Annotated in this window: 25 protein-coding genes; 9 read left to right on the top strand and 16 right to left on the bottom strand. The window is 48.0% G+C overall.

The window, feature by feature from the left end:
- Positions 1-112: 112 nt before the first annotated feature.
- Positions 113-991: a MerR family transcriptional regulator gene (locus WBJ53_RS01120; protein ID WP_338874209.1), complete on the top strand. Its 879-nt coding sequence runs from the start codon at positions 113-115 to the stop codon at positions 989-991.
- On the opposite strand, the gene WBJ53_RS01115 is transcribed toward WBJ53_RS01120, so the two are convergent.
- Positions 988-1,938: a D-2-hydroxyacid dehydrogenase gene (locus WBJ53_RS01115; protein WP_338874208.1), complete on the bottom strand. Its 951-nt coding sequence runs from the start codon at positions 1,936-1,938 to the stop codon at positions 988-990. The two genes, WBJ53_RS01120 and WBJ53_RS01115, sit on opposite strands and share 4 nt — an antisense overlap.
- A gap of 12 nt (positions 1,939-1,950) precedes the next feature.
- Positions 1,951-2,916: an alpha/beta fold hydrolase gene (locus tag WBJ53_RS01110; RefSeq protein ID WP_338874207.1), complete on the bottom strand. Its 966-nt coding sequence runs from the start codon at positions 2,914-2,916 to the stop codon at positions 1,951-1,953.
- A gap of 52 nt (positions 2,917-2,968) precedes the next feature.
- Between WBJ53_RS01110 and WBJ53_RS01105 the strand changes: the two genes are divergently transcribed.
- Complete coding sequence (locus WBJ53_RS01105; protein ID WP_338874206.1) at positions 2,969-3,415, top strand: hypothetical protein; 447 nt, start codon at positions 2,969-2,971, stop codon at positions 3,413-3,415.
- 48 nt (positions 3,416-3,463) lie between these two features.
- Here the strand turns inward: WBJ53_RS01105 and WBJ53_RS01100 are convergent, their stop codons facing one another.
- The 8 genes from WBJ53_RS01100 to WBJ53_RS01065 all read right to left on the bottom strand — a co-directional run bounded on the left by WBJ53_RS01100 (position 3,464) and on the right by WBJ53_RS01065 (position 12,542).
- Positions 3,464-4,234: a glycosyltransferase family 2 protein gene (locus tag WBJ53_RS01100; RefSeq protein ID WP_338874205.1), complete on the bottom strand. Its 771-nt coding sequence runs from the start codon at positions 4,232-4,234 to the stop codon at positions 3,464-3,466.
- A gap of 104 nt (positions 4,235-4,338) precedes the next feature.
- The gene (locus tag WBJ53_RS01095) at positions 4,339-5,295 is read right to left on the bottom strand and encodes a glycosyltransferase family 2 protein (RefSeq protein WP_338874204.1); all 957 of its coding nucleotides are present in this window, start codon (positions 5,293-5,295) and stop codon (positions 4,339-4,341) included.
- Positions 5,296-5,423: 128 nt separating this feature from the next.
- Positions 5,424-6,236 carry a hypothetical protein gene (locus WBJ53_RS01090; RefSeq protein ID WP_338874203.1) on the bottom strand — a complete coding sequence of 271 codons (813 nt, stop codon included), beginning with the start codon at positions 6,234-6,236 and terminating at the stop codon, positions 5,424-5,426.
- Positions 6,237-6,307: 71 nt separating this feature from the next.
- On the bottom strand, positions 6,308-7,240 hold the full coding sequence (locus tag WBJ53_RS01085; RefSeq protein ID WP_338874202.1) for a hypothetical protein: 933 nt from the start codon (positions 7,238-7,240) through the stop codon (positions 6,308-6,310).
- Between the two features lie 86 nt (positions 7,241-7,326).
- Entirely contained in the window at positions 7,327-9,033 is a 1,707-nt protein-coding gene (locus tag WBJ53_RS01080) for a hypothetical protein (RefSeq protein WP_338874201.1), read from the bottom strand.
- A 21-nt stretch (positions 9,034-9,054) separates the two neighbouring features.
- Positions 9,055-10,128, bottom strand: coding sequence for an NAD-dependent epimerase/dehydratase family protein (locus tag WBJ53_RS01075; RefSeq protein WP_338874200.1), 1,074 nt, complete (start codon positions 10,126-10,128; stop codon positions 9,055-9,057).
- Between the two features lie 243 nt (positions 10,129-10,371).
- Positions 10,372-10,644, bottom strand: a complete 273-nt coding sequence (locus WBJ53_RS01070) for a hypothetical protein (protein ID WP_338874199.1) — start codon at positions 10,642-10,644, stop codon at positions 10,372-10,374.
- A 149-nt stretch (positions 10,645-10,793) separates the two neighbouring features.
- Positions 10,794-12,542 carry a M3 family oligoendopeptidase gene (locus WBJ53_RS01065; protein WP_338874198.1) on the bottom strand — a complete coding sequence of 583 codons (1,749 nt, stop codon included), beginning with the start codon at positions 12,540-12,542 and terminating at the stop codon, positions 10,794-10,796.
- Positions 12,543-12,706: 164 nt separating this feature from the next.
- Between WBJ53_RS01065 and WBJ53_RS01060 the strand changes: the two genes are divergently transcribed.
- Positions 12,707-13,072, top strand: coding sequence for a BlaI/MecI/CopY family transcriptional regulator (locus WBJ53_RS01060; protein WP_338874197.1), 366 nt, complete (start codon positions 12,707-12,709; stop codon positions 13,070-13,072).
- A 30-nt stretch (positions 13,073-13,102) separates the two neighbouring features.
- Positions 13,103-15,307 (top strand): M56 family metallopeptidase, encoded by a 2,205-nt coding sequence (locus WBJ53_RS01055; RefSeq protein ID WP_338874196.1) that lies wholly within the window; start codon positions 13,103-13,105, stop codon positions 15,305-15,307.
- An 80-nt stretch (positions 15,308-15,387) separates the two neighbouring features.
- On the opposite strand, the gene WBJ53_RS01050 is transcribed toward WBJ53_RS01055, so the two are convergent.
- From WBJ53_RS01050 to WBJ53_RS01040, 3 genes are all read right to left on the bottom strand, one after another.
- Positions 15,388-16,458: a ferredoxin--NADP reductase gene (locus tag WBJ53_RS01050; RefSeq protein ID WP_338874195.1), complete on the bottom strand. Its 1,071-nt coding sequence runs from the start codon at positions 16,456-16,458 to the stop codon at positions 15,388-15,390.
- 145 nt (positions 16,459-16,603) lie between these two features.
- Positions 16,604-17,458 carry a BadF/BadG/BcrA/BcrD ATPase family protein gene (locus WBJ53_RS01045; RefSeq protein WP_338874194.1) on the bottom strand — a complete coding sequence of 285 codons (855 nt, stop codon included), beginning with the start codon at positions 17,456-17,458 and terminating at the stop codon, positions 16,604-16,606.
- Between the two features lie 119 nt (positions 17,459-17,577).
- On the bottom strand, positions 17,578-17,826 hold the full coding sequence (locus tag WBJ53_RS01040) for a cytochrome b5 domain-containing protein (protein ID WP_338874193.1): 249 nt from the start codon (positions 17,824-17,826) through the stop codon (positions 17,578-17,580).
- 108 nt (positions 17,827-17,934) lie between these two features.
- Between WBJ53_RS01040 and WBJ53_RS01035 the strand changes: the two genes are divergently transcribed.
- From WBJ53_RS01035 to bla, 5 genes are all read left to right on the top strand, one after another.
- On the top strand, positions 17,935-18,381 hold the full coding sequence (locus WBJ53_RS01035) for a hypothetical protein (protein ID WP_338874192.1): 447 nt from the start codon (positions 17,935-17,937) through the stop codon (positions 18,379-18,381).
- A gap of 121 nt (positions 18,382-18,502) precedes the next feature.
- Positions 18,503-19,531: a thiamine-phosphate kinase gene (thiL, locus tag WBJ53_RS01030; protein ID WP_338874191.1), complete on the top strand. Its 1,029-nt coding sequence runs from the start codon at positions 18,503-18,505 to the stop codon at positions 19,529-19,531.
- Between the two features lie 12 nt (positions 19,532-19,543).
- On the top strand, positions 19,544-20,068 hold the full coding sequence (locus WBJ53_RS01025) for a DinB family protein (protein WP_338874190.1): 525 nt from the start codon (positions 19,544-19,546) through the stop codon (positions 20,066-20,068).
- Between the two features lie 24 nt (positions 20,069-20,092).
- Positions 20,093-20,980 carry a cyclase family protein gene (locus WBJ53_RS01020; RefSeq protein WP_338874189.1) on the top strand — a complete coding sequence of 296 codons (888 nt, stop codon included), beginning with the start codon at positions 20,093-20,095 and terminating at the stop codon, positions 20,978-20,980.
- 83 nt (positions 20,981-21,063) lie between these two features.
- Complete coding sequence (gene bla, locus WBJ53_RS01015; protein ID WP_338874188.1) at positions 21,064-21,810, top strand: subclass B1 metallo-beta-lactamase; 747 nt, start codon at positions 21,064-21,066, stop codon at positions 21,808-21,810.
- 2 nt (positions 21,811-21,812) lie between these two features.
- On the opposite strand, the gene WBJ53_RS01010 is transcribed toward bla, so the two are convergent.
- The 3 genes from WBJ53_RS01010 to WBJ53_RS01000 form a co-directional block, all read right to left on the bottom strand.
- The gene (locus tag WBJ53_RS01010; protein ID WP_338874187.1) at positions 21,813-22,733 is read right to left on the bottom strand and encodes a serine hydrolase; all 921 of its coding nucleotides are present in this window, start codon (positions 22,731-22,733) and stop codon (positions 21,813-21,815) included.
- 126 nt (positions 22,734-22,859) lie between these two features.
- A complete protein-coding gene (locus WBJ53_RS01005; RefSeq protein WP_338874186.1) occupies positions 22,860-23,396 on the bottom strand; it encodes a hypothetical protein in 537 nt (178 codons plus the stop codon).
- Positions 23,397-23,474: 78 nt separating this feature from the next.
- Entirely contained in the window at positions 23,475-24,545 is a 1,071-nt protein-coding gene (locus WBJ53_RS01000) for a mannose-1-phosphate guanylyltransferase (RefSeq protein ID WP_338874185.1), read from the bottom strand.
- Positions 24,546-24,647 lie beyond the last annotated feature (102 nt).

The raw sequence follows: 24,647 nt of genomic DNA, 5'->3' as shown, positions 1-24,647 counted from the left end.
GTGAGGGAGGTACCAGCTATCGTCTGGCCTTCTTTTTTATAAAACATATCCTGTTTTATAAAGCCAGGAAACGTCTTTTCTTAACACTGTTCACATAAAATATTCTTATTCCATGAGTAGTTACTCCATAAAAGATTTAGAACAGCTTTCGGGCATTAAAGCCCATACGCTGCGGATCTGGGAGCAGCGATATAATATTATCTCACCCAAACGGACGGACACAAATATTCGTACCTACAATGATCAGGATCTGAAATTAGTCCTGAACATATCTTTATTAAAAGATCACGGATATAAGATTTCGGAGATCTCGAAGATGACGATTGAGGAGATGTATCGAGAGGTCGTCAAGATTTCTGATCGGCAACTCAATTATCCCGATCAGATTCATGCGCTGACGATTTCGATGATCGATCTGGATGAAGAACGTTTTGAAAAAATAATCAGTACCAATATTCTGCAATTTGGTTTCGAGAATACGATGATCAATATCATCTATCCGTTTCTCAGCCGCATAGGTACACTTTGGGTAACAGGTTCGATTGGACCGGCTCAGGAACACTTCATTTCCAACCTGATTCGGCAGAAGATCATTGTTGCCATTGACGGGCAGGTAAGCAAACAACGCCCCGATGGCAAGAAGTATCTGCTTTTCCTGCCCGAAGGCGAGTTGCATGAAATTAGCCTCCTCTTTGGCAATTACATCATTCGGGCACGCTATAACAAGGTAATTTACCTGGGTCAAAGCCTGCCCTTCAACGAGTTAGTTTTCGCCTACAATATTCATAAGCCCGACTATATCTTCACAGCTATGACCTCAGTGCCGGCAAACCACGAAGTGCAGCCTTATGTGGATCGGTTAGTGAAGTCATTTCCTGATGCACATTTACTATTGACTGGCTACCAGGTTGTAGGCCAGGACATTACTATTCCCGAAAACGCTACCATTATTAATCAGATCGAGGATCTGATTCGTATTGCCAGTACTTAAATTACATTCTTGGGCTTGCCATTCACAAATGCCTGCAAATTGTCGGCGACCAAATCCATTAATCGCTTTCGGGCTTCATAACTGGCCCAGGCAATATGGGGGGTAATAATGCAGTTTCTGGCCGATAGCAGTGGATTGTCGGCGCGGGGAGGCTCAACCGAAAGTACATCCAGCCCGGCACCGGCAATGGTTCCTTCGTTGAGAGCATTAGCTACATCGGCTTCGTTCAGCAGGCTTCCCCGACTTGTATTGATGAGGTAAGCTGTCGATTTCATGCTGGCCAGCAAATCGCGGTTAACGAATCCAATTGTGCCAGGCGTGGCCGGACAGTGGAGCGACACCACATCACTTTCAGAAAATAAAGTCTGCTGATCCACAAATTTTACGCCCAACTCAATCGACTGGCCCGGATGCCGACGATTTACCAGTACGGTCATGCCAAATGCCCGGCCAATATCAGCTACCCGACGACCAATATCGCCATAGCCCACAAGCCCAAGCGTTTTTCCGGCCAGTTCTATCAGTGGGCTTCGGGAATAACTAAAATCGGCCGACAACGTCCACTCTTCAGCATGAACACTGGTGTCGTGAATGCCAACGTGCATGACCAATTCGAGCAGCAACGCAAACGTTAGCTGCGCAACAGAATCGGAGCTATAGCCCCGAACATTGGTTACGACGATACCTTTTTCGTGAGCGGCTTCAATATCGATAACATCATAACCGGTAGCCGTTACACCAATGTATTTAAGCTTAGGCAATTGGTTCAGTGTGTCGCGGGTTAGCTTTACTTTATTAACCAATAGTGCATCAGCATCTTTGACGCGCTCAATCAATTCGTCGGGGCTAGTGCGGTCATAAAACGTAACATCGCCAAGCGCCTGAATAGGTGCCCAGTCAAGATCGCCGGGATTAAGAGTAAAGGCGTCGGTATAAACGATTTTCATACAAGCTATTGATTAAAAAAGTTGTTGTGCAAAGGCTAATGCTCGCCGTTCGGCATAGGTGTGCAAATCCCTGGAAACCAGAAATCCCACATGACCGCCAACGGCCGGTGTTTCCAGAAACACAGCCGGATGGCTTTTGGCTAGCCAGCCCGGCGAACATTCTGGCGATAACAGTGGATCATTCTGCGCATTGAGCAAGAGCGTTGGCACGACTATTCCGGGCATAAAATTAACAGCCGAAGCCTGATCATAAAAATCACGGGCATCACGATAGCCATTAACGGGTGCCGAAAAAAAATCATCAAAATCGCGCCAGTATTTCACCTGTTTCAGTTGGCCCATATTCAACCGTCCGGGAAAATGGTTTGCTTTATGATGTAGCTTCTTTACGAGCTTTTTCATGAACCGATTCCGGTAGAAGCGATTAGCTGGTCGGTCCAGCAGTAAGGCACTAGCGCCCAAATCCGTCGGCGATGAAACAGCAATGCCTCGTTTGATAACATCAGGCGCAGTGCGGCCATGAACGCCAAGGTATTTCAGAATAATGTTTCCGCCCATACTATAGCCTACCAGAACAACCTCCTGGTAGTGTCTGATGCCCAAAGCATGGTTTATAACTTCAGCAATATCGCCAATTTCACCATGATTATAGAGCCGGAATGCTCGATTCATTTCGCCACTACACGAGCGGCAGTTCCAGGCCAGTACATCATATCCATGTGAAGAAAACAGGCGGGCTGCACCCAATATGTACTGCCGTCGGCTATCGCCCTCCAGTCCATGAGTCAGAATGACCAACCGTTTTTGGCCGCCATCGACCCAGTCCAGATCCAGGAAATCTCCATCCGAAAGCAGCAACCGTTCGCGTTCGTAGGTAACCCCCACAACTTTGCGTGTCAGACTTGGAACAATAGTTTGCAGGTGCCCATTGTAGAGATAAGCAGGGGAACCCGAATAGGCTGATTTTATAAGCGGCATATCACAAACAACAGCTACTTTTAAGGCGTTGTTTCAAGACAGATTTGTTTTTATGCACTTTGCCAAATACGTTTCGGTTGTCATAGCCAGCACAGTAAAATTTATTGGCGGGCCATTAACAGGAGCAACTCTGGGGCTTTCCTGGTTTGAAACAGCTATTTGTACAACAATTGGTATGATGCTCAGCGTAGTAGCAATTACATACGCGGGAGCAGCTATACAGGCACTCGTAGACCGGTTCAGAAAACAACGCCCCAAACGATTCACCAGCCGCACCCGGCTGGCCATTCGGGTCTGGAAACGCTTTGGCCTGATGGGCATCGCTTTGCTCACTCCACTTATTTTAACACCCATTGGCGGAACGGTTCTGGCCGTTTCATTTCGGGTCAGTCGGGGGCAACTGCTGCTTTATATGCTTATAAGCGGCATTATATGGGCCGTTATTCAAACACTGGCCATTTATCAGATTCCGGGTCTGAAGGGTCTGATTGCAAAATAAGCCAGCTCAAATGAGCTAGCTTATCAATTCGTTTCACTACTGGCAGAATTACCGGCTAACCGTCTGCGCAACAGGAGTAGCGGGTTTCTTCCGGAAATCGCCACGCGAGAAATATTTTTCGATCAGGCAGTACATCAGTATAAAGAAATACCGGCTTCCCATTTCCTTTATCTTCAATTTCGACTCGCCATATTTTCGGTTCGTCCAGCTATTGGGCACTACCTCAAACGTGTAACCACGCACTATTGCTTTTAGTGGTAGTTCGACGGTTAGGTTAAAGTGTGGCGCCAGAAATGGTTTGATACCTTCAATTGTTTCGCGCTTATAGAGCTTGAAGGCATTCGTTGTATCGTTGTATTTAATACCCATTACCATTTTCACAATGAAGTTGGCAATGCGGTTAATGAACTTCTTAAGTGGTGGATAATCGATCACTTTTCCGCCTTTTCCCCAGCGCGAGCCAAAAACAGCATCGGCATTGGTCTCCAGCATTTTATAATAGAATTTCACCAGATCTTCCGGGTCATCCGACATATCGGCCATAAAAACGGCGACACAATCGCCCGTAAAGCGTTCAAGGCCATACCGAACGGCATATCCGAATCCATTAGGGCCCGGATTGGTATAGTAGACCAGCGTAGGAATTTCGGTGGCCGCCAGATCCTGCAATACCTTCAAGGTGCCATCTTTCGAATTGTCGTTCGTTACGCAGATTTCGTGCGGAATACCGTGCTTCGCCAGGGTCTGATACAGGGCTCGCAAAGTAGGTGGCAACGATTCTTCTTCGTTATAGGCCGGAATAACAACGCTTAGTTTCATCTGTCAGTGTTCACGGAGCCGCCCGTGAGGCATTACGTTCTCGGTTTGTTGTTCCTTAATCGGTGAATCAATCAAAAGGTGAACCGCCCCTGCGGCCTCCATAGTTATCGATGCGGCAATAGCCGGATTGTACTGTATAGTTTTGCCAGTGGTTTAGGGACAATATAATCCCGAATCACATTTTTTGTTTTACGCCAGTCTGGCTTGCCCAGATACAGGTATTTCATAGCCAGACGTGCCCGCCGAAAATAACTGTGTTTATACTGTTTTGAGTCCATCATCATCCGGTAATACCGGGCAATGTTTCGGCGCAACACACGGTCGTAGCGGTAATCGAGTTCGCGATTAATATCGCTATACATCTGAATCCGATTCCGCAAAAAGGCCTCGTCATAATAGTTATCGGCAAAACTGGCTCCGGCCCGGTTTTTTCGATATACCGACATTACGTCTGGAATATAGCCAATTTTACCAAGCTTTGCTTTTAAAATCAATCGGGGAATATCGCCACTCGACGATTCCCGAAACCATTTTGGATATTCTTTAATATTATTCCGATACATGGTGCTCGACGTAGCCATGAACCAGATTTCGTCTTCGCCAATCAAATCATCTACCGTATAGTACGGTTTCATATCCGGTCCATTCAGCACATGCGACGGCGATCCGTCTTCGTAAATGATCAGCGCATTATTGAAAACCGTTGAATAGTCGGGATGTGCGTCGAGCAGATCGGCCTGTTTCTGAAGTTTCAGCGGGTCGGTCCAGTAATCGTCGCCATCCATGAGCGCATAGTACTCCCCTTTGGCTCGTTTCAGCGTTTCCAGGAAATTGATACCGCCGTTTTTGCCCATGTTGTGCGGGTGCAGCACGCCAATCACCAGGCCAGGGTATTTCTGCTCATATTCCTGAATAATCTCACGTGTGCCATCGCTCGAAAAATCATCCCCTACCAATATTTCAATAGGAAACGTTGTTTTCTGCGCTACGGCACTATCGATGGCTTCACGAATAAATTTATGCTGATTGTATGTAATAATCAGAACACTGACTTTAACCATTTATAAGGAGTTTTCAGTCCCCTAACCTCCAGAGGGGCAGTGCTGCTGCATAGTTTCTGTCGCATACAGTTGCCGAAGGCAACAAAAATTGAGCGGCAGCACTGCCCCCTTTTGGGGTTAGGGAGCTTTTAAATCGCGGCACTTTTAGCGGTCTGAATCTGTGTTTTCCAGCCTTGCGGTTCGTCTTTTTCGGCAGGTGTTCCCCACGGGTTATAGAACGGCAGAATAGATACCCACCGCCCGGCCGGATCTTCCCAGCTAAAGCGATCGGCAAAGCTCGATGGACTTACCCAGTGTGGCAGATCATAGCGGAACAGAATCATATCGCCCAGGTCCTGATAGCCTTCGGTTTCAACAATGTGGTCGTTGATAACATAGCCCGTACCGCCTGATGTATAATCTTTACCGTATTGATTCAATGCCAGAATCATACCTACTTTTTGCGGATTAAGCGGATGCCAGTGGCGCCCGAAAAAGCTTCCGCCCAATGGATAGTGTGTGACCTGCGGATGGAAATAAGGCTCACCTTTATGAATGCCAAACGATTCGTTATTGCCGGTTACCGCATTCCAGAAGTTTCGCATTGGATCGAAGACGCTTAGCAACGTCTGCTGAAACCCAGGCTCCAGATCCAGAATGGCATCAAATGTATGATCGTGAAACAACTGCGGAGCCTGCTGAATTTTGGCAATATGCAATCGTTGTTTATGCTGATTATTATCGAATGTATCGGGGCCTTCGGCCAATGGTGTCTGAGCAGCCCATTGCCGGGTGCCTTCGATAACCTTAGCCAGGGTTTCGGCAGGAATACCCGTTTTGATGATGACGATGTTTGGTTCATTTACCAATCGCATCACTTCTTCGTAAGAAACTTCGGGGACAATCTGACCGTCTTTGAGTTCGGCGTCCACCTTAATCAAATATTTTGCAACTTCTTTCATGATTCTTTGCAGGCCAATTCACTACAAAATAGGTCGCTGTCTTCCTAAAATACAAATTTATTCCTTCCGACTTAGTGTGTGGTCGGTTGGGTTGCATAACCAAAGCCCGATGCTCCGAAGCCGTTACCATTGTAGAGCATAACCCATTGATCCCGAAATGGGAAGATGTGGCAATAGTCCATCATCAGCGAATCCCAGCCTTCTGCTGAGCGTTCTATTCCGGCCAGTTCATCCTTACGGGTCCAAACAAAACCATCCTTAGATTCAGCATATCCGATCCGGTAACTACGTTCTACATCGGTGCGGTAGTTGGTTGCGTTGCGGTACGAAAAATACATTTTGTACAAATCGCCGTCTTTGTAAACCGTTGGCCGACCGATGGCATCCGTAAACGCGTCGTAGCCAACACAGACCTGCCCGGTTCGTTCCCACTTGATACCGTCTTTCGACTCCGCGTATTTTACATCATAAAATGGCTCAGGATGGCCGTTGATAACTTCAATTTTTGTACACGACAGATACCACATCCGCCATGTATTGCCTTCGCGAATCACGCAGGGCTGCGCTACCCAAACCTGATCGTAGATAGACCGGTCGAGCAGTGGGCCATCGTATTCGCGCTGGAATGTCAGACCGCCATCGCGGCTAATAGCTAACCCAATGCCGAGCCGATAGCTGGCCGTTTCGCTTTTGTTCCAGCCCGTATAATAGAGCCAGATCTCGTCGCCAACGGGCAAAAACCACGATGGCATCGTGCCTGTTTCATCGAACATGCCAACCGCCCCTTTTGTTAGGCAAGGCTTATCGTGGATATACGTAACTTCGGATAAATTGCCGGGATTAAGTTCAACAAAGGAGACAGCCGACGCACTATTCTCATCGCGGGTTGAGAAATAAACACGTAGCTTATCGCCCATTGGGTAGCCAAAGGGTACCTGAGCATGCGTGCGGCTAAATGATTTCGATCCGTCGGGTTTATAAACGAGTCCTTGTTTTGTCCACATAGAAAACTTCTTTTTAAATTTTAGTTAGATAATAGACACTGGCCGCTAGCTATTGACACATCTACTATCCATCCAACAGCTATGATTTAGTTTGTCACTGGTGCCAGTCCTTTAGCCCGGTCATTACGGACATAGATTCGCGTGTCATTGACCAGGCCCATGTATGTATAATGGGTACTGACAAACTGGCCCAAAGGTTTTATTATTTCGTGCCCTTGTGTTTTCCGATCGTTCATCCAGAGATTCTGATTGCCCACGGCATCGACAAACACAGGCGGTTGTGACCGCATAAAATCACTGGCATAACGTTTCTGATAGTCGGCCAGCATCGGGTGGTTGAATGCACTACGGATTGTATGGTTTTCGGCTACGCCCTGTGGCATCTGCGTCTGCACATAATAATCGCACCGCCAGCCCCAAACAGCGAGTTTTTCGCCAGGCTGAGCGTATTTCAGAATTTCTTTAGCCACCGGCGACTGTTGCACAACCCAGCCATTCTGCCACTCGGATGAGTACGGATTCATGGGGGTTTTGGTGATGTATTTCTGCACCGCTTCAATACCGAACAGGGCCAGAAAAATCCCCGTTGCTCCTATAGCGATCCATTTTTCTGTACGCCGATCGGCATTCAGATGTTGCCAGCCATAAGCCAGGCCAAAAAGCAATGGCCCGGTTAGAAAGTATAGGTAATGCACATACTCTGAACCCGTTCGGGTGATAGCAAACAGCGTTGCAACCAATAGCAGTACAATAAAACCCCCAACCTGAATCGAATTGTGATCGAACTGACTTCTCCGGCGGAAGCCCCATATCAGACCGGCAACCCAAACAATAGCGGCAAAAGCAACAAGCCAGGCAAACTCATTCCCTCGCCGGAAGAAATCAGGTAGCCGCAGCAAGCTCTGAAACTGGTTGGTGTCGCCCGCGTATCGAAAATTCCCGATGATGTAGAACGTAATAAAATCGTCGTAAACGCCATTTATTGACGTTAGCAGAACAACCAGCAACGGAAACGCTACCCCACATACGCCCAGTATGGCCAGACGGCCTATTTTTTCGGCAAGATGCAGGTTTGGACGCAGGAGTATGTCAATACCAACAAATAGACCGACCACCGCTGCCAGCGGAACGGCCTGAAGTTTTCCGAAAGGTACCATGCCCAGAAATAGGCCAATCAAGCCGATTCGACGTATGGAAGGCACTTTTTGGGTTAACAGCGTGGCATAAAGATAGTATGACCAGCTCAGTAATAGCAACGCAATAAGCTCGCTGTTATAATGCAGAAAATCGCCGTGCTGCGTCAGGCCAAACATAAACACCAGCGGAAGCAACGCCAGCCGGGCTGGTTGTTCGCCAAACCAGAGCCGCGCCGTTCGGAACAAAAGCCAGAAACAGGCAGCAACCAGCGCAAACGCGGTTAGGTGAGCCGTAATGTAATCGAATGGCAAACCCAGAAAACTCGGTAGAATCAGAAAATAGCTATCCAGAGGTCCACCCGTCGTACCGTCGACCGACCGAAAATAGACTGGATCGTGCCGCAACGTCAGCGCCTGCGTAATCATCTGGCTCTCGTCTGGATTGATTTCATTGTCGAACACAATACTTGGCAATCGCAGCAGAAACAACAGCAACAATGCACAAACGACAAAAAGCTGCCGATTTACCTGCGGACGAACAGCCAGCCAGATCAGCACCCAACAGAGTGCATAAACTGGAAACCAATATACGGTCGGATAGGTATCGAAATGTGGCATGGGGGCAATACTAAAAATGCCAGTCGAATGAGCTGGCATTTTTAGCAAGGTAACTAAAATTTATTTCGCTACGGCTAAACGAGCAGCCATACTATCATGAATCTGGACCATCGTCTGTTTCAGATCGTATGTCCAGTTCCAGTCTGGGTAATGTTGTTTGAACTTGGTCAGATCTGAAATGTACCAGATATGGTCGCCACTCCGGTTGGTTTCCGAATACTGATAGTTCATTTTATTACCCGAAATTTCTTCGCACAAGGCAATGGCTTCGAGCATGGAGCAATTGGCAAACCGGCCACCGCCCGCATTGTAGACTTCGCCCGGACGTGGATTCTGATAAAAATGCCAGAACATATTCACCAGATCCCAGCTATGGATGTTGTCGCGAACCTGTTTGCCTTTATAGCCAAAAATAGTGTATTGGTTTCCCGTAATAGCGCACTTCATCAGATAAGACAGGAAGCCGTGCAACTGAGCTCCCGAATGGTTCGGGCCCGTAAGGCAACCGCCCCGGAAAACACCCGTGTTCATACCGAAATACCGGCCATATTCCTGCACCATGATGTCGGCCGCTACTTTTGAAGCGCCAAAAACCGAGTGTTTGGTGTGGTCGAGGCTCATATGCTCGTCAATACCGTTCTCGAAATAGGGGTGGTTCTGATCGATTTCCCAACGAGTCTCGGTTTCGATTAGCGGCAGGAAGTTCGGATTGTCGCCGTATACTTTATTAGTTGAGGTAAAGATAAAAACGGCTTCGGGAGCATGTAGCCGAGTCATCTCCAGCATATTGAGCGTACCAACGGCGTTAACACCGAAATCGGTAAAAGGCTCACGGGCCGCCCAGTCGTGCGAAGGCTGTGCTGCCGTATGCAACACTAGTTTGATGTCGGTACCATATTCCTGGAAGATTGGTTCAAGCTGAGGCACCTCACGAATATCGGCCGTATAATGTTTATAGGTGGCATAGGTCTCCGACAACCGATTGCGGTTCCACTCAGTAGAACCATCAGCACCAAAAAAGTATTGGCGCATGTTGTTGTCGATGCCAATAATCAGGTCAAATTTATCAGCAAAAAAGGAAACGGCTTCGCTACCGATAAGCCCAGCCGAACCCGTTACTAATGCAATATTCATAGCGTTTATGCTGTTTGTGGCGGTTTACTTATTCAAAAAGTACTATAACCCTTTATGTTTCAGGCGGACAAAGTAAAGCAAAAAAACTAGATACTGCTATGCCTTATACTCAAAAGCGACGCACCGGTAAACCTAGCCAGTGCGTCGCTTTTGAGTATATTTGTATAGAATGGCAGGCCAGTTATGGCCAATTCTATCTTCTATTAAATTGAGGCTTCTGAAGGTCCAGTTTTAGGCCCGACTTTACGCTCCCTGCCCGGCCCCGCCAAACAGCTTCTCACGGATTTTTTGCGTCCGCGCATCCAGATCAGGATTAGGCGTATATTTATATTTTGTCTGTACGGCCGCTGAATCCTTGCCAGCACCATACACTTCAGGATCACCCGCCCGGTAGTCGGCCCGGAAATCGCCAGCGCGGTAATCAGCCTGACGGATCGTGTTGTTTTTCTGATAGTCACAGGACGCCAGCGACAGCACGGCTGCAACCATTAATCCTGCACTGAATACGCGTTTCATAGCCACTTGATTACGAATTGATTCTGCAAACTTACGAAAGAGTCGTTAGTCGTCGGCGGTTAGCTAGTAGATTTTTGTAATTTTTTGGTAAATCTCCCGCGCAAAAGCTCCCAAACAGGACTTTTGCGCGGGTCAACAAGGCATTTTCTTTATTCTTTTAGTGCTTCAATTTCATTCCATACGAACTCCATCAGCTCCTGAATATGCTCGCGGGAGAAATCGAACGGAACGTTAGCCGCTGCATAAATAGCCCGAATCGGTGCTTTATAGCCCAAAGCCAGCGCACTTTTATAGCCATCCAGGCCAGCCTTCGCATCGCGACGGTAGTTCCGCCATATACCAATAGCCCCCAACTGAGCAATACCGTACTCTATATAATAAAAAGGCACTTCGTAGAGATGCAGTTGCCGCTGCCAGACATATGCCTTAATGGATTCAAGGCCCGTCCAGTCGGTAATGGCGTCGGCAAAGCGGTCATAAATTGTTAGCCAGTTTGCGCGACGATCGGCATCCGTATGTGTCGGGTTTTCGTAGATCCAGTGTTGAAATTTATCAATAGTAGCTACCCACGGCAGCGTTTCAATGATCGATTCGAGATGCTGAAGTTTGGCGCGACGCAGTTCATCGGGGTTTTCGAAGAAAACATCCCAATGATCCATCGACAACAGTTCCATACTCATCGATGCCAGTTCGGCAACTTCCATTGGTGGATTGCGAAAGGCTTTCAGGGGCAATTCGCGGGTAAGGAATGAATGAACGGCATGACCACCCTCATGAACCATCGTCACCAGATCGCGCAGGCTCGATGTAGCATTCATGAAAATGAACGGAACCCCAATTTCTTCGAGTGGGTAGTTATAGCCACCGGGAGCTTTACCTTTCCGCGATTCCAGATCCAGATGCCCCATCGCCCGCATGATGCGCAAATCGTCGCCTAACGACCGGTCGAGCCGGTCGAAACAGGCAATGGTTTTTTCGAGCAACTCGGTGCCCGTTCCAAACGGCTTCAACGGCGGACGACCTTCTACATCGACTTTCGAATCCCACGGCCGTAGCGGATCGACACTTAGCCGCTGTTTACGTTCCTGCGCCAATTTATCGAGTAGAGGTACAACCGCTTCGGCCACCGAATCATGAAAATTGAAGCAATCGTCGGGCGTATAATCGAAGCGCCCCAGTGCGGCAAACGAGTAATCGCGGAAGTTGGCAAAACCGGCGTTTAGGGCAACCTGATGGCGAAGTGTACGTAGCCGGTCAAAAAGCTGATCGAGTGCTTCGTGGTCCTGATAACGTCGTTCCCAGATTTTACGCCATGCATTTTCCCGAACGGCGCGGTCGGTTGCCTGAAGCAGGTCGCTGGCGGCTGGCAGAGTCATTTCCTGACCATCAATCACAACTGTCATGGCACCGGCAATAGCGCCATATTTACGCTCTTCGGTCTGGATTTCGGTTTGTAGTGGAATGTTTTCGTCCCGAAAAATCTCAATCGCCTTTTTCATACCCCGAACCATCACCGCATAACCATCGTCGGTGAGCTGGCTCAGGTAAGGGCTATCAATTGTTTTTTTATCCAGCTCATTCCCAAAAGCAGTCATGGGTGGCTGAATCTCGGCAATAAAGAAATTGAGCCGGTTGACCAGTTCTTCATTGGCCGTATCGCAGGTCATTCGAATGTAGCGCCACGCAAAATTTTCGGACAAATACGACTCCAGTTCACTCCGGTCGAGCAACCATTGTTTCAATTCGTTGGCGTTGTTGATTGGGCGGGCGGCCAGTTCTTCATAAAAAGGTTTTACATCGTCCCAACTGGTCAGGTCTAGTCCCTCCTGAAAACGGTCTTCGCCAATATATCGGCGAACCGGACGTGCTGGAATTGCTACTGGATCGTTTGAAGTCATATTGCTATACGGCAAGGCCGTAGTGGTTAATCGGTTACTTTTCGGCAAATCAAAGGCTTTCGGGCCATGATACAAATAAGCATCTGAAAAACTTTTTTGTTCAGCCGCTTGCATCTACGAAAATCTTCGTATATGTTTACTACGAAATTATTCGTAGATAGATTATGAAGCCAACCGATGCTGAACTGGAAATCCTGCATATGCTCTGGGCAAACGGCCCCAGTACAGTACGACAGGTACACGAAACCTTGAGCCAAAGCCGCGATATTGGGTATACAACGGCGCTAAAACTAATGCAGATTATGTTCGAAAAAGGCTTATTGACCCGAACGGAAGACAGTCGTTCGCATACCTATTCGGCCGCCGTAAGTGAAGAAGACACCCAGCGGGGACTGGTCGATCGGTTTGTTGAAACAGCCTTTCGGGGATCGGCCTCAAAACTGGTCATGCAGGTGTTAGGCCAGCACAAAACATCGCGCGAAGAACTGGATGAAATTAAAAAATTGCTCAATAATCTGGAGCGGGATTGATCGAACTAAACGGATTAACACGATTTTGTCATGAACAGCATCACCTATCATCTGTCGAGCCCGGTTGTATATGCGCTGGGCTGGACTTTATTCCATGCCTTATGGCAAGGATTTGCGCTGGTGTTATCAACGGCGTTGGTATTGCACCTGTTGCGTAACCGTTCGAGCGAACTGCGCTATCGAATTGGCGTGCTGACCCTCTTTACTCAGTTAGCAACCTCGGTTGCCACATTTTTCTGGCATTACAACCCAACTATTCCTGTAAGCGCTTCTCCTACCTCATTACCCATGCGCAGCTTTGCCATTCAGTGGCAAACCGTATCGCAAACGTTGCCCTGGCACAAACAGATACAACTTTTTCTGGACGAGCATCTCTATCAGTTTGTTTTGATCTATCTGATTGGCGTTGTTCTGTTCGGTGTGCGGCTCGCAGGTGGCTGGCTTTATCTGCAACACCTCAACCGAACCGCAACTCAATCGGCTTCCGATCGACTGATTGAACTAACCAATCGGCTCCGCTCGACCCTGGCGATTCGCTCCCTGGTTCGGGTTCGCGAATCGGCCCGAATAGCCGTGCCTATGGTTGTTGGAACGCTTAAGCCTGTGCTGCTACTCCCGATTGGGTTGGCAGCTAATCTGTCGATGCAGGAGGTAGAAGCCGTTCTGGCTCACGAACTAGCTCATATCAAACGACACGATTATGCCGTAAATCTGCTTCAGTCGGTTATGGAAGTGCTCTATTTCTTTCATCCGGCACTGTGGTGGCTATCGGCCCGTGTGCGCGAAGAGCGCGAGCATTGCTGCGACGATCTGGCTGTGGATGCCTGCGGGGGCGACGGACGGGCGCTGGCCCAGGCCCTGGCCCACGTTGAAGAACTACGACTGGCTCAAACCCGCCTTACACCATCCTTAGCAATGGCATTGACCACAAAACGGCAACTTCTGCTTCAGCGCGTCCGGCGGGTGCTGGGCGTTCCTACGCAGCCCGTCCTGTCGAACCGTCGTCTGACGGGGTTAACCCTAGCTACGTTGCTCCTGATCAGCGCATCCGTCTATGCCATTCAGCAGCAGCCGAAACCCAGTAAACCAAAGCCAGCAAAAACAACCCGTCGCCATAAGATTGATAACAACTCTGAGTATGGCATGGCCGACGATAAAAACGTTAGCTATATCATCTGGAAAGGCCAGAAACTACCGGCCAGCCGCGTCAATCGTCTTCAGCAGGAACTTACTAAAATTGAAAAAGGCCAACTGTCGATCACCAATGTTCCTGCGACGGATCGGGAGATTCTGGAGACCATACTGGACAAAAACACAGCTTTTGAAGCCGGGATGGATGCTTTGGGCGAAGGACTGTCGCATATTGCTGCGGATAATATTGTAGTGTCAGCCATGAACGATATCGACTTACCGAAAACGCTGGCCGAAATCAATAAAATTGATTATGACAATATTGTGAATGAAGCAGTGGCATCTGTAGCTCATCTTCAACCACTCTCTGATTCGCTAAGCCGCTTACGTTCGTTACATAGAAATCAGATTGACAGCCTGAGCCATTTGATGGCTTTGCAATCGAAGCAAATGGAATCACTGCATCGGCAGATGGAAAAGCTCCAGTTTCCGATTGAAGAATTCGGACGTAGTCAGGAAATGCTGGAATGGAAGAAACAGCGGCTGATGGAAGAACGCGAGAAGATTCTGCAAAAACGGGAACAGATGATGCATAACGACCGAAGCGGAAAAATGGACCCAGCCGCTATTGAAAAGCAACTGGAATTGCTTGAGCCACAAATCAAAAAGCAGGAGCAGAGTATTGAGGAGTTAAACAAACAACTCGAAGAAGCCCAATCGAAGCTGGAAACGGCCCGACAGCCTATGCAAAAATTCGAGAAAGAGATGGAGCAGATCAGCCAGCAAATGGAGGAACTGTCGAGAGAAATGAGCAAATACAACGGCGACATGTCGCTGGTACGAGAACCGATGATGGAGTATGAGATGGATCTGCGATATACCCCAAAGGCCTATCGTACTCCTCGTGCTGCTAAATCTATCCGTGGTCGCGCCGTAATAGCACCTGCACCGCCAACGCCACCAGCGGCTGTAACAATTCCAGCGGCTCCCTCCGTACGGTCTATTCCTACTCCTAAACCTGCCGCCACAACAGTAGCCCCCGCACGTCCGGCAACCCCTCGCGCAGTGCCCAAAGTAGCACCCGATCCAGACCGGATTAAGTGATAGTCATTAGTCATTGGATGTTGATAGTGTTAGGTTAGACCTAACACTATCAACATCCAATGACTAATGACCAATCAGCATTATTCGATTTCGATAACCACATCGCGGCCTACGGGGTGGGCTACACAGGTAAGCACATAACCCGCCTTTAGTTCAGATTCAGACAGGCCATCTTCTTCGTCGAGCTTGACCTTACCCGATATACACCGGCCCATACAGGCCGTACACATACCCGCCTGACACGAATAGGGTAGATCAATATCCAGATCCAGAGCCGCTTCCAGAATGGTCTGGTGAGGGGCAACGGCGAATTTATATTCACTACCTTCATACAAAATTGTTACCTCTGGCGAACCTTCGTCGCCAGCCGAGATGGGATCTTCAATCACTTCGCCAGCCGGCACAGGAGCCGTAACGTAGCTTTCTTTAAAGACACGGTCAGTTGGAACGCCAACCAGCGCTAACGCCGAACGAGCTTCGGCCATCATACCATCAGGGCCGCACAGGTAAACACTGGCATTCTGACGCTCAGACGAGGGCAGAGAATCGAGCAATTTCGTGATCGTATGCTGATTAAGTCGCCCCTCGATCCCCATCCAGCCACTGTTTGGCTGGCTCAACACATGCGTGACCCGGAAACGCTGCTGCCCATATCCCTGCTCCATTGCATCGAGATGCGCCTTATAAATAATTGAATCCTGATTGCGGTTGCCGTAAATAAGCCACACACGACTCTTTGGCTCTATATGCAACGCCGATTTCGCCATCGAAAATAGGGGCGTAATGCCACTACCTGCCCCAATCAATATAATAGTCCGCTGGTTTTGTACTTCCAGTTTTGGCACAAACGTTCCCATTGGCTCCAGCGTTTCGAGAATATCGCCGGGCTTAACCTGTTCGTACAGATAATTGGATACCAGCCCACCGGGCACTCGTTTTACTGAGACAGCCAGTGAGACATCGACATGCGGTGACGAGGCCATTGAATAGGAACGACGCACTTTTTGCCCGTCTACGGTCAGCAGAAATGTTAGAAACTGGCCGGGCTGATAACGTACTTCTTCATTGAGCGGATGCCAGAAGGTTATTGTGACGGCGTCCGGTGTCTCCCGCACAACCTCTTTTACTTTCAAAAAATACCGATTTGCCATTACTATTCAGGTTGTATCGGTTTATAGTTTATGGCTTACGGTTTAGGGTTTATAGTTGCTGCGCGGCAGTGAGGTTCTATTCGGCAGAGCAACTATAAATCATAAACTGTAAGCCATAAACCACTAACCTATCTACAAAGGTACATCACATAGTTTGCTGATGAAAATCAACCAGCTTACTGACGGGCGCTTTTAGCAGCTTCCCCATAATTAAGCCAGTCTGCTGAACCGCTTCTTTCAGGTAGCTATCAAAATAATAAGCGATAGAGCCTACAAAATGAACGGGCCATTCTTTGGTTTCCGGAAAACGAGTTATGTATATCGATAAAAATAAAACAAACGAATCTGTCACTAGCCGACTAACATATGGCTCGTCCGGGTGTTTCGATAAAAAGGGGGTGAAGGCCGCAAAATAACGATTAGGAAATGGTTTCTGGTAAGCATTTTCCAACAACGTGGGTCGGTCGAGGGCATACTGGCGTTGAAACTCTTCGGCCAGATGGCCCGGCAAACGCTCCTGAAAAAAATCGCGGACGAGCGTTTTACCCAGATATCCTCCGCTTCCTTCATCGCCCAGCCAGAAACCCAGCGTTTGAATACCCCGCGAAATCTGATTGCCGTCGTAACAACAGGCATTTGAACCAGTACCCAGAATACACACGATGCCCGGCTCCCGGCCCGACGCGCCCCGAGCAGCCCCCAGCATATCACTATTGACATCGACAGTGATTAAATCGGGCAAAACTGCCCGTAAGGAATCTTCTATTTTGTAGTTCACAGTTGGTCCACTACAACCCGCACCATAAAAAAATACGGACGACACAGTCGCACGATTCAGTTCAGGCACCAATTGCTCTTGCAAAGCAGCGGTAATTTGTTCGGTTGTTTGATAATAGGGGTTAAAACCATTCGTTTGTATAGCGCGAGTAGTGCCGTCGGGCCATACAAGCCGCCAATCAGTTTTTGTAGAACCGCTGTCGGCAATCAGCATAGTAGTCATGATTTTAGATTATGCACGCTAACGTAAGTACCTGGGTACAAACCTAACAGGTTTCAGAAAGCTATCAGGTTTACGGTTACCTGAAACATTAACCGGGTACTTCGCGTAACTATAAACAATTAGACAAGCCGCCCCACAGCAGGAAATCGGGTAAAGACCCAATCAGCATGGGGCGCATCAACGAGTTCGGCAGTAAGGTCCTGGCCCGCCCAGTGTTCGTAATGTTTGCCATTACGCCACAAGCGCGAGGCCGAGACATCGTAAATAATTCCCTGATAGGCACACCAGATTTCTTCGCGGTCTGACCCATTACGAAGAGCCAGTTGCGATCGGGTATAATTTTTCAACAAAGATGAGTCTATGGACATTTGTTATCCGTTCAGTCAAAATGCCTACTTATTGAGGGCATGGAATTTGCGGGTAACAACAAAAATAGTGTAACTTTAGCCACTTCTGTTTATATGCAACATTTTACAATGAGAAAGACGTCCCTCATCGCTTACCTATCGGCAACACTCTTTGTTGGTTTGCTAATGGGTTGCAAAGGAGATAAAACCCCACCTGTATCCGAACGGATCGCTAAAGTATGGACAGCTCGCACTGTCGACGAAAACAGCGTGACGGTTTACACCAAAGGCGGAGCCAGCAACGTTCGGGATTACAGTAAATTTACGCTTAACCTAAGTTCGGCACCAACGGTTAATTATACAGAGTTTGATGGCAACACCTTTGTTGGCCAATATTCTGTACCATCTGACACTCGCCTTGTACTGACTAACCTATCTCCCTCTCCTACCGGCACAAACGGCTCGATTGAATTCACCATTAATTCAATCAGCGATACTGAACTTGTTATCACCCGCACAACAACGAGCCAGAAAACCGGCGGCACAACGAACAAATACACATTAACTAGTCCCTAGAAAGGGCTACGCAAACCATTTTTTGAGTTAAGCCGTTCCAGAGGTCAAGTGGGGCGGCTTTTTTGCTATTAGCCGAGCGAAAGAGTGGTTCACTCTTTCGCTCTTTCACTCTTTCGTTTCTATGACTGATCTAAATACAATAGGGGAACTCGGCCTGATCGAACGCATTCGGCAAGCAACACCAACTCCAACTCATGCCGAAACCATTCGGGGCATTGGCGACGATGCCGCTGTTTTTGAGTGGGGAAACGATTATGGCCTTCTGGCTACCGATATGCTGGTAGAAGGCATCCATTTCGATTTGATGTATGTTCCGCTGAAGCACCTGGGCTACAAAGCCGTAGCCGTCAATGTGTCCGACATTGCCGCCATGAACGGCCTGCCCCTTCAAATTACTGTAAATATCGGGCTAAGCAGCCGCTTCACCGTAGAAGCGGTAGAAGAACTCTATGCTGGCATTCGGGCTGCCTGTCAGGCCTATAATGTTGATCTGGTGGGGGGCGATACAACATCGTCGCGATCGGGACTGATTATTTCCATTTCGGTTTTAGGTAAGGTCCCCAAAGCTCTCATCACATACCGAAATACCGCTCAACCCAACGATGTTCTTTGCGTAACCGGCGATCTGGGCGCTGCTTATCTGGGATTGCAATTGCTGGAGCGCGAAAAACAGGTCTTTCTGGCCGATCCGAGTATGCAGCCAAACCTGTCGGAAGAGCGCTCTTACCTGGTTCAGCGTCAGCTACGGCCAGAAGCACGCACCGATATTGTTCATGAGTTGCGCGACTTAGGCGTTCGCCCAACCGCTATGATTGATATTTCGGACGGGTTAGCTTCGGAGTTGCTCCACATTTGTCATCAGTCGGGTACGGGGGCCGTCATTTTTGATGAGAATATTCCAATTGATGATCAGACCTATTTGACCGCCGACGAGTTTATGCTCAGCCCCGTAACAGCAGCCCTAAATGGTGGTGAAGATTATGAATTATTGTTTACGGTGCGCCCACAGGAATTCGACAAGCTCGCGGCCAATGCCCATATTACGGCAATTGGTTATCTAACAAATGATCCAAAACAAATTGTGCTGGCTACAAAAGCTGGCCAACAGACCCCCATTCGGGCGCAGGGTTGGGAAAGTATAAAGGCATAACGAAAGCAGGTAATGAATCGATACCGCGTTTTGATCGATTATACGATCAGGGCTAATCAGGTTAGCCTGACTCAGGTTCGTAATTTTTCTCAGAGCGAGTTCGAAAAAGAACTTGGGGGTAGTTTTCCGTCGCTTAAACTAACGTTTCGCCATCTGCTTGAATCCGACTATCTCTGGCTGAAACGCTGGCAGGGCGAACCGCTGAGCACGATTCCCAGCGACTGGAATACCGAAACCGCCGAATCGCTTGCGGCTATCTGGCAACCACTCCAACAGGCGATTCAGACGTACAGCAACGGAATCTCCGCCAACCAGTTGGACGAAATTGTGCAGTTTACGACCCGCACCGGCAAAACCTTTTCGCTACCGCTCTGGCAAACAATCAGCCATGTTGCCAATCATGGAACCTATCACCGTGGGCAAATCACAAACATGGTTAGAATGCTGGGACATAAACCTGTGAATACGGATTTGTTCGCTTTTTATAACGAACAAAATCAACTTGAACAGACGATCAACCCCAGCCAACCGTCTTAACGACGCTCATCAGGAAATTCAGGCATGCAAAAGCGCGTTAAATTCGATTTCGAAATTTATTTCACCAACGGCGGTAGTTTAAAAGGCAACGATTTTCGGCTGGATATTGACGGCGATACTATTTCTGATCAGGCTCTTATCGATCATATCATTACTGATTTGCGGCTACTGATGGTTGGGCAAGCCAGAATTCTGACTAAAGAAATCATTGCAGAAGCCCATAAGCGAAAGGCAATTGCCGAAACGGGCAAACAAACCCATCTGATCGACCTGAGCCATACGATCGAAAATGGCCTTGTTACCTATAAAGGTTTACCTGCTCCTATTGTTTGCGACTACCTCAGTCGCGAAAATTCCCGCCAGTTTTACGAAACAGGCACCGAATTTCAGATCGGCAAAATTGAAATGGTAACCAATACGGGCACCTATCTGGATTGCCCATTCCATCGCTTCGCCCACGGAAACGACCTTTCAGAAGTCGGACTAGACGCTTTTGCCGATCTGGAAGGTGTTGTTATTCGGGTTCCGCACACCGAATCGCTGGCCATTACCGAGGATTATCTGCGCAACTATGAGATTAGAAATCGCGCTGTTTTAGTTCACACCGGCTGGGATCAATTCTGGAATACTGAAACCTATTACGAGAACCATCCCTTTCTAACTGCCGAAGCGGCCACTTATCTGCGCGATTGCGGAGTAAAACTTGTGGGTATCGATTCGCATAACATCGACGATACGCGGGGTAGAAGCCGCCCTGTACATACGACACTGTTAGGAGCCGATATTCTGATCGTTGAGCATTTATGTAATCTGGCCTTAGTGCCCGCCGGTGGTTTTTTGTTCAGTGCCGTTCCTCCAAAATTTAAGGGGGTTGGCACATTTCCGGTACGTGCGTTCGCTAAAATCCGGTAGTCGTTCTATGCAGCTCAGGCTCGTTCGCGATTGCATCGCGGACAAGCGCTATCTTTATTCAGGAAACGAACTAAACTTTTGCCATGAAGTATCTGAACCTTGTCCTGTTATTATTGGGTATTACACAGCAACTAGCAGCCCAATCATCGATTAACATTGAACGGATTGCACCGTCTGTTTATGTACATACGTCATACAAATCCCTGGGAGGGCAACCGTTTCCGTCAAACGGCCTGCTGGTTGAAACCAGAAAAGGCGTTGTTCTGATCGATACGCCGTGGGATACAGTGCAGACACTTCAGTTGCTGGATTGGGTAAGCACAAATCTCAAGAAGCCTGTTGTGCTTGCCATTGCAACGCATTTTCACGACGACCGACTGGCCGGAACCGAAATCTTACGCCAGCACGGAGCCCAGGTTGTTGCTACGCCACTTACCGCTAAACTGGCCAAAGAAGAAGGCAATCCGGTTCCCGATGCCGTTCTGCCTAACGACTCTACGATAACAGTGGGCGGAATGCGATTCGAAACGTTTTTCCCCGGCCCTGGTCATGCTCCCGACAACATTGTGGTCTGGTTGCCGAAACAAAAGATTTTATTTGGCGGGTGCCTCGTAAAAAGTGTAGAAGCTACTGGCATTGGAAATATTGCCGACGCAAACCTCAGCCAATGGCCCCTGGCCATACAGCGTATTCACGAACGTTATCCGACCATCAAAATGATTGTTCCGGGCCATCAGGGTTGGAAAACCACCGAGTCATCCATTGCCATTCCATTCGGGCATCCAGCCCTACAGCGCACGCTGAATCTGCTGGAACGAAAAGGCGGTTGATTTTAGCCTTTTATGTAGTTATAAATTAGCGCTGAAACGGTAGCCAGCGCATTTTCGGCCGCTGGTTCGTTCTTAAGATCTTTCGATAGTAATACCAGCACATATTTGCGGCCATCGGGTAGGAAAACAATACCGGAGTCGTGCAGAACGCCCGTGATTGAGCCCGTTTTATGAGCCACTTTCACATCTTTCGGTAGCTTAGCCGGGATTTTGGTATTGAATCGCTGATCGAGCAATATTCGGATCATGTCGTTGGAGGCCTCGGAACTAACGGCTTGCCCGGTCGCAATCTTCTCAAAAATTACCATCAGATCGTAGGCCGTGGTAGTATTGTTCAGCCCTTGCGAAAACGCTTTTGAATCTTCGACACCCCGACGCACCTGAATATCCTTCGCGCCCAGATCACGCATGGTTTGGGTTACTTTTTTGGGATCGACGCGTTCGATAACCAGATTAGTAGCCAGATTGCTACTCACAATAATCATATCGTAGACCAGATCGGCCAGTGTGCGTTTGGTGCCAATGTATTTATAGATATTGGTATCGCTATCGGTTTTTGCATCCAGCGTGTAGGGACTGCCGTCGACAATGCTTTTAAATTCTGTTTTTATAGTAAGCGAATCACTCAGCGACAACTGCTTTTGAGCTGCCTGTTTATACACTTCAATCATAACGGGTGTTTTCATGGTACTGGCCGCATGAAATACCTCGTGCTCCCGAATCAACAATTCCTGACCTGTTTCAAGATCTTTAAACGCAACGGCAAAGGTTCCCTGCTGTTTGGCCAGTTCCTGATTGACCTGCTGCCGGAGTTGTTCGAGCTTAGTGCTAGTGCCCGACTGACAAAACCCAGACAGGCACATTACGGATAAACACAAAATGAGAATGGTCAGGCCAGCGACCCGATACGTAGAAAATGCCATCTTGTTATTGATTTACAATTGGCTAATATAGCAGAAAATGGGCCTTATTTTCGACAGGATTTTCAGGATTCATGAGCCAGCTATTGTTAAAACTCATCCTATCGAAAAAAACTTGCACCAGCAATTTTAGCGAACCCGGACAAGTTTCAGGTAGCAGTTATCTTCACATCTGGGCTGAAGCAACAATGTGTCCCGCCCAAAAGCCACGCCCTGCCGGAAGTACTGGTTGGCCCGGTTTGTGCTGATGTAAAGATTCACTCCTAACCCGTCCTGATAAGTGGAATCGACTTTGTAGTATTTGATGGGATTATAATAGGTCATTTGATCGCCCGTGGCGGTTAGTTTGCCATCGGCTTCAAACGATAATGTCTGCGGAATGGTAGGCGCATAAACACGCGTTGCATAAAACGATGTATCGCGCGACGATATAGTTGTGTCTCGAATTACTTTTACCTCACGCTGCCCAACAATAACGGTACTGTAATTAATATTTAGGGTATAGAGCATAGAATCGGCAGGATATCGCCGTTCAATCAACTGCCAGGTACCTACAATACGAGGATCGCCCGCACCCGGCGAGAAATCCTTGTAAGCATCCTGGCAATCGGCCAGGAAACCAATCAGTACGAAACAGCTAATAATGGATAGTATATATTTTTTCACAAATTCAGTGGTTGGACGTTAGTGATTAGACGTTGGCTTCTTCGTTAAGTCCAACGTCCAATAGCTAACGTCTAACAGCTAAACAAAGTGTGCGCCTTTTTCTTTGGCGTCGGCCACAAATGCTTTCACTTTCTGTTCGTCTTCTTTACGGCAGATCATCAACACGTTGTCGTATTCGGCAACAATAAATCCATCCAGCCCATTAATGGCTACGAGTCGGTCTTTTGGGGTTTTGATGATACAGTTCTTCGTATCATATAGCAACACATGACCGTCTACTACGTTCAGGTCGTCGTTCTTATCCGATACTTCGTATAGCGACTTCCAGGTTCCCAGGTCCGACCAGCCAAAATCGCTCAGCACTACGTAAACGTTCTGGGCTTTTTCCATCACGCCGTTGTCAATCGAAATGCTCTTCGTCAGCGAATAGGCTTTGTCGATAAACGTGGCTTCGTTTTCAGTATAATAGGCTGCTTTTCCTTCTTCAAAAATTTCAGCAACCTCAGGCAAATGGGTTTCGAATGCTTTTATGATCGACTGAACATTCCAGACGAAAATACCAGCATTCCAGACAAATTCGCCACTATCGACAAACTGTTGGGCTAATTCGAGATGCGGTTTTTCGGTAAAGGTTTTTACTTTCCTGATCTTTTCACCTGATTCGGGAATGTATTGAATATAACCATAGCCCGTATCAGGGCGGCTCGGCTGAATACCCAGTGTAACCAGAATATCCTGGTCTTTTGTCGCATCGAGAGCCGTACGGATTGTCCGCTGAAACTCCTCTTCTTTCAGAATAATATGGTCGGCAGGAGCAACAACGATGTTTGCTTCCGGGTCTTGTTTTGCTATTTTGTAGCACGCATATGCAATGCAGGGAGCCGTATTGCGGGCAACCGGCTCACATAATACCTGTTCGTCGGTCAGTTGGGGCAACTGTTTTTGGCAAAGGTCTTTATAAAGCGCACTGGTAACGATAAATATATTTTCGGGAGGGCAAACCCCATCGAAACGGTCGGCGGTTTGTTGAAGTAGTGTTCGGCCCGTGCCTAACACATCATGAAATTGCTTCGGATAACTAGTCCGGCTAAAGGGCCAAAACCGTGTTCCAACGCCCCCCGCCATAATGATAACATACGTATGATTCATTGATACTGATTGTATTATAAAATAAGAATTGTTAGATCAAAGTTGCTATTATCTTACCGAAAAACATTAGAATAGTTTTGAATTCTTAGGGAGTGATTCACC

It is taken from the genome of Spirosoma sp. SC4-14, from assembly GCF_037201965.1.
Taxonomy (GTDB): Bacteria; Bacteroidota; Bacteroidia; order Cytophagales; family Spirosomataceae; genus Spirosoma.
Note: the sequence above shows the minus strand (reverse complement) of the source record. Positions and strands in the feature narration are given on the sequence as shown.

Coding starts and splice junctions, on each gene's coding strand:
- thiL (WP_338874191.1), top strand. CDS start 18,503: ATGACTGATCTAAATACAATAGGGGAACTCGGCCTGATCGAACGCATT.
- WBJ53_RS01100 (WP_338874205.1), bottom strand. CDS start 4,234: ATGAAACTAAGCGTTGTTATTCCGGCCTATAACGAAGAAGAATCGTTG.
- WBJ53_RS01050 (WP_338874195.1), bottom strand. CDS start 16,458: ATGGCAAATCGGTATTTTTTGAAAGTAAAAGAGGTTGTGCGGGAGACA.
- WBJ53_RS01010 (WP_338874187.1), bottom strand. CDS start 22,733: ATGGCATTTTCTACGTATCGGGTCGCTGGCCTGACCATTCTCATTTTG.
- WBJ53_RS01070 (WP_338874199.1), bottom strand. CDS start 10,644: ATGAAACGCGTATTCAGTGCAGGATTAATGGTTGCAGCCGTGCTGTCG.
- WBJ53_RS01045 (WP_338874194.1), bottom strand. CDS start 17,458: ATGACTACTATGCTGATTGCCGACAGCGGTTCTACAAAAACTGATTGG.
- WBJ53_RS01040 (WP_338874193.1), bottom strand. CDS start 17,826: ATGTCCATAGACTCATCTTTGTTGAAAAATTATACCCGATCGCAACTG.
- WBJ53_RS01025 (WP_338874190.1), top strand. CDS start 19,544: ATGAATCGATACCGCGTTTTGATCGATTATACGATCAGGGCTAATCAG.
- WBJ53_RS01105 (WP_338874206.1), top strand. CDS start 2,969: ATGCACTTTGCCAAATACGTTTCGGTTGTCATAGCCAGCACAGTAAAA.
- WBJ53_RS01075 (WP_338874200.1), bottom strand. CDS start 10,128: ATGAATATTGCATTAGTAACGGGTTCGGCTGGGCTTATCGGTAGCGAA.
- WBJ53_RS01095 (WP_338874204.1), bottom strand. CDS start 5,295: ATGGTTAAAGTCAGTGTTCTGATTATTACATACAATCAGCATAAATTT.
- WBJ53_RS01110 (WP_338874207.1), bottom strand. CDS start 2,916: ATGCCGCTTATAAAATCAGCCTATTCGGGTTCCCCTGCTTATCTCTAC.
- WBJ53_RS01120 (WP_338874209.1), top strand. CDS start 113: ATGAGTAGTTACTCCATAAAAGATTTAGAACAGCTTTCGGGCATTAAA.
- WBJ53_RS01020 (WP_338874189.1), top strand. CDS start 20,093: ATGCAAAAGCGCGTTAAATTCGATTTCGAAATTTATTTCACCAACGGC.
- WBJ53_RS01000 (WP_338874185.1), bottom strand. CDS start 24,545: ATGAATCATACGTATGTTATCATTATGGCGGGGGGCGTTGGAACACGG.
- WBJ53_RS01055 (WP_338874196.1), top strand. CDS start 13,103: ATGAACAGCATCACCTATCATCTGTCGAGCCCGGTTGTATATGCGCTG.
- WBJ53_RS01065 (WP_338874198.1), bottom strand. CDS start 12,542: ATGACTTCAAACGATCCAGTAGCAATTCCAGCACGTCCGGTTCGCCGA.
- WBJ53_RS01090 (WP_338874203.1), bottom strand. CDS start 6,236: ATGAAAGAAGTTGCAAAATATTTGATTAAGGTGGACGCCGAACTCAAA.
- WBJ53_RS01060 (WP_338874197.1), top strand. CDS start 12,707: ATGAAGCCAACCGATGCTGAACTGGAAATCCTGCATATGCTCTGGGCA.
- WBJ53_RS01085 (WP_338874202.1), bottom strand. CDS start 7,240: ATGTGGACAAAACAAGGACTCGTTTATAAACCCGACGGATCGAAATCA.
- bla (WP_338874188.1), top strand. CDS start 21,064: ATGAAGTATCTGAACCTTGTCCTGTTATTATTGGGTATTACACAGCAA.
- WBJ53_RS01035 (WP_338874192.1), top strand. CDS start 17,935: ATGAGAAAGACGTCCCTCATCGCTTACCTATCGGCAACACTCTTTGTT.
- WBJ53_RS01080 (WP_338874201.1), bottom strand. CDS start 9,033: ATGCCAGCTCATTCGACTGGCATTTTTAGTATTGCCCCCATGCCACAT.
- WBJ53_RS01115 (WP_338874208.1), bottom strand. CDS start 1,938: ATGAAAATCGTTTATACCGACGCCTTTACTCTTAATCCCGGCGATCTT.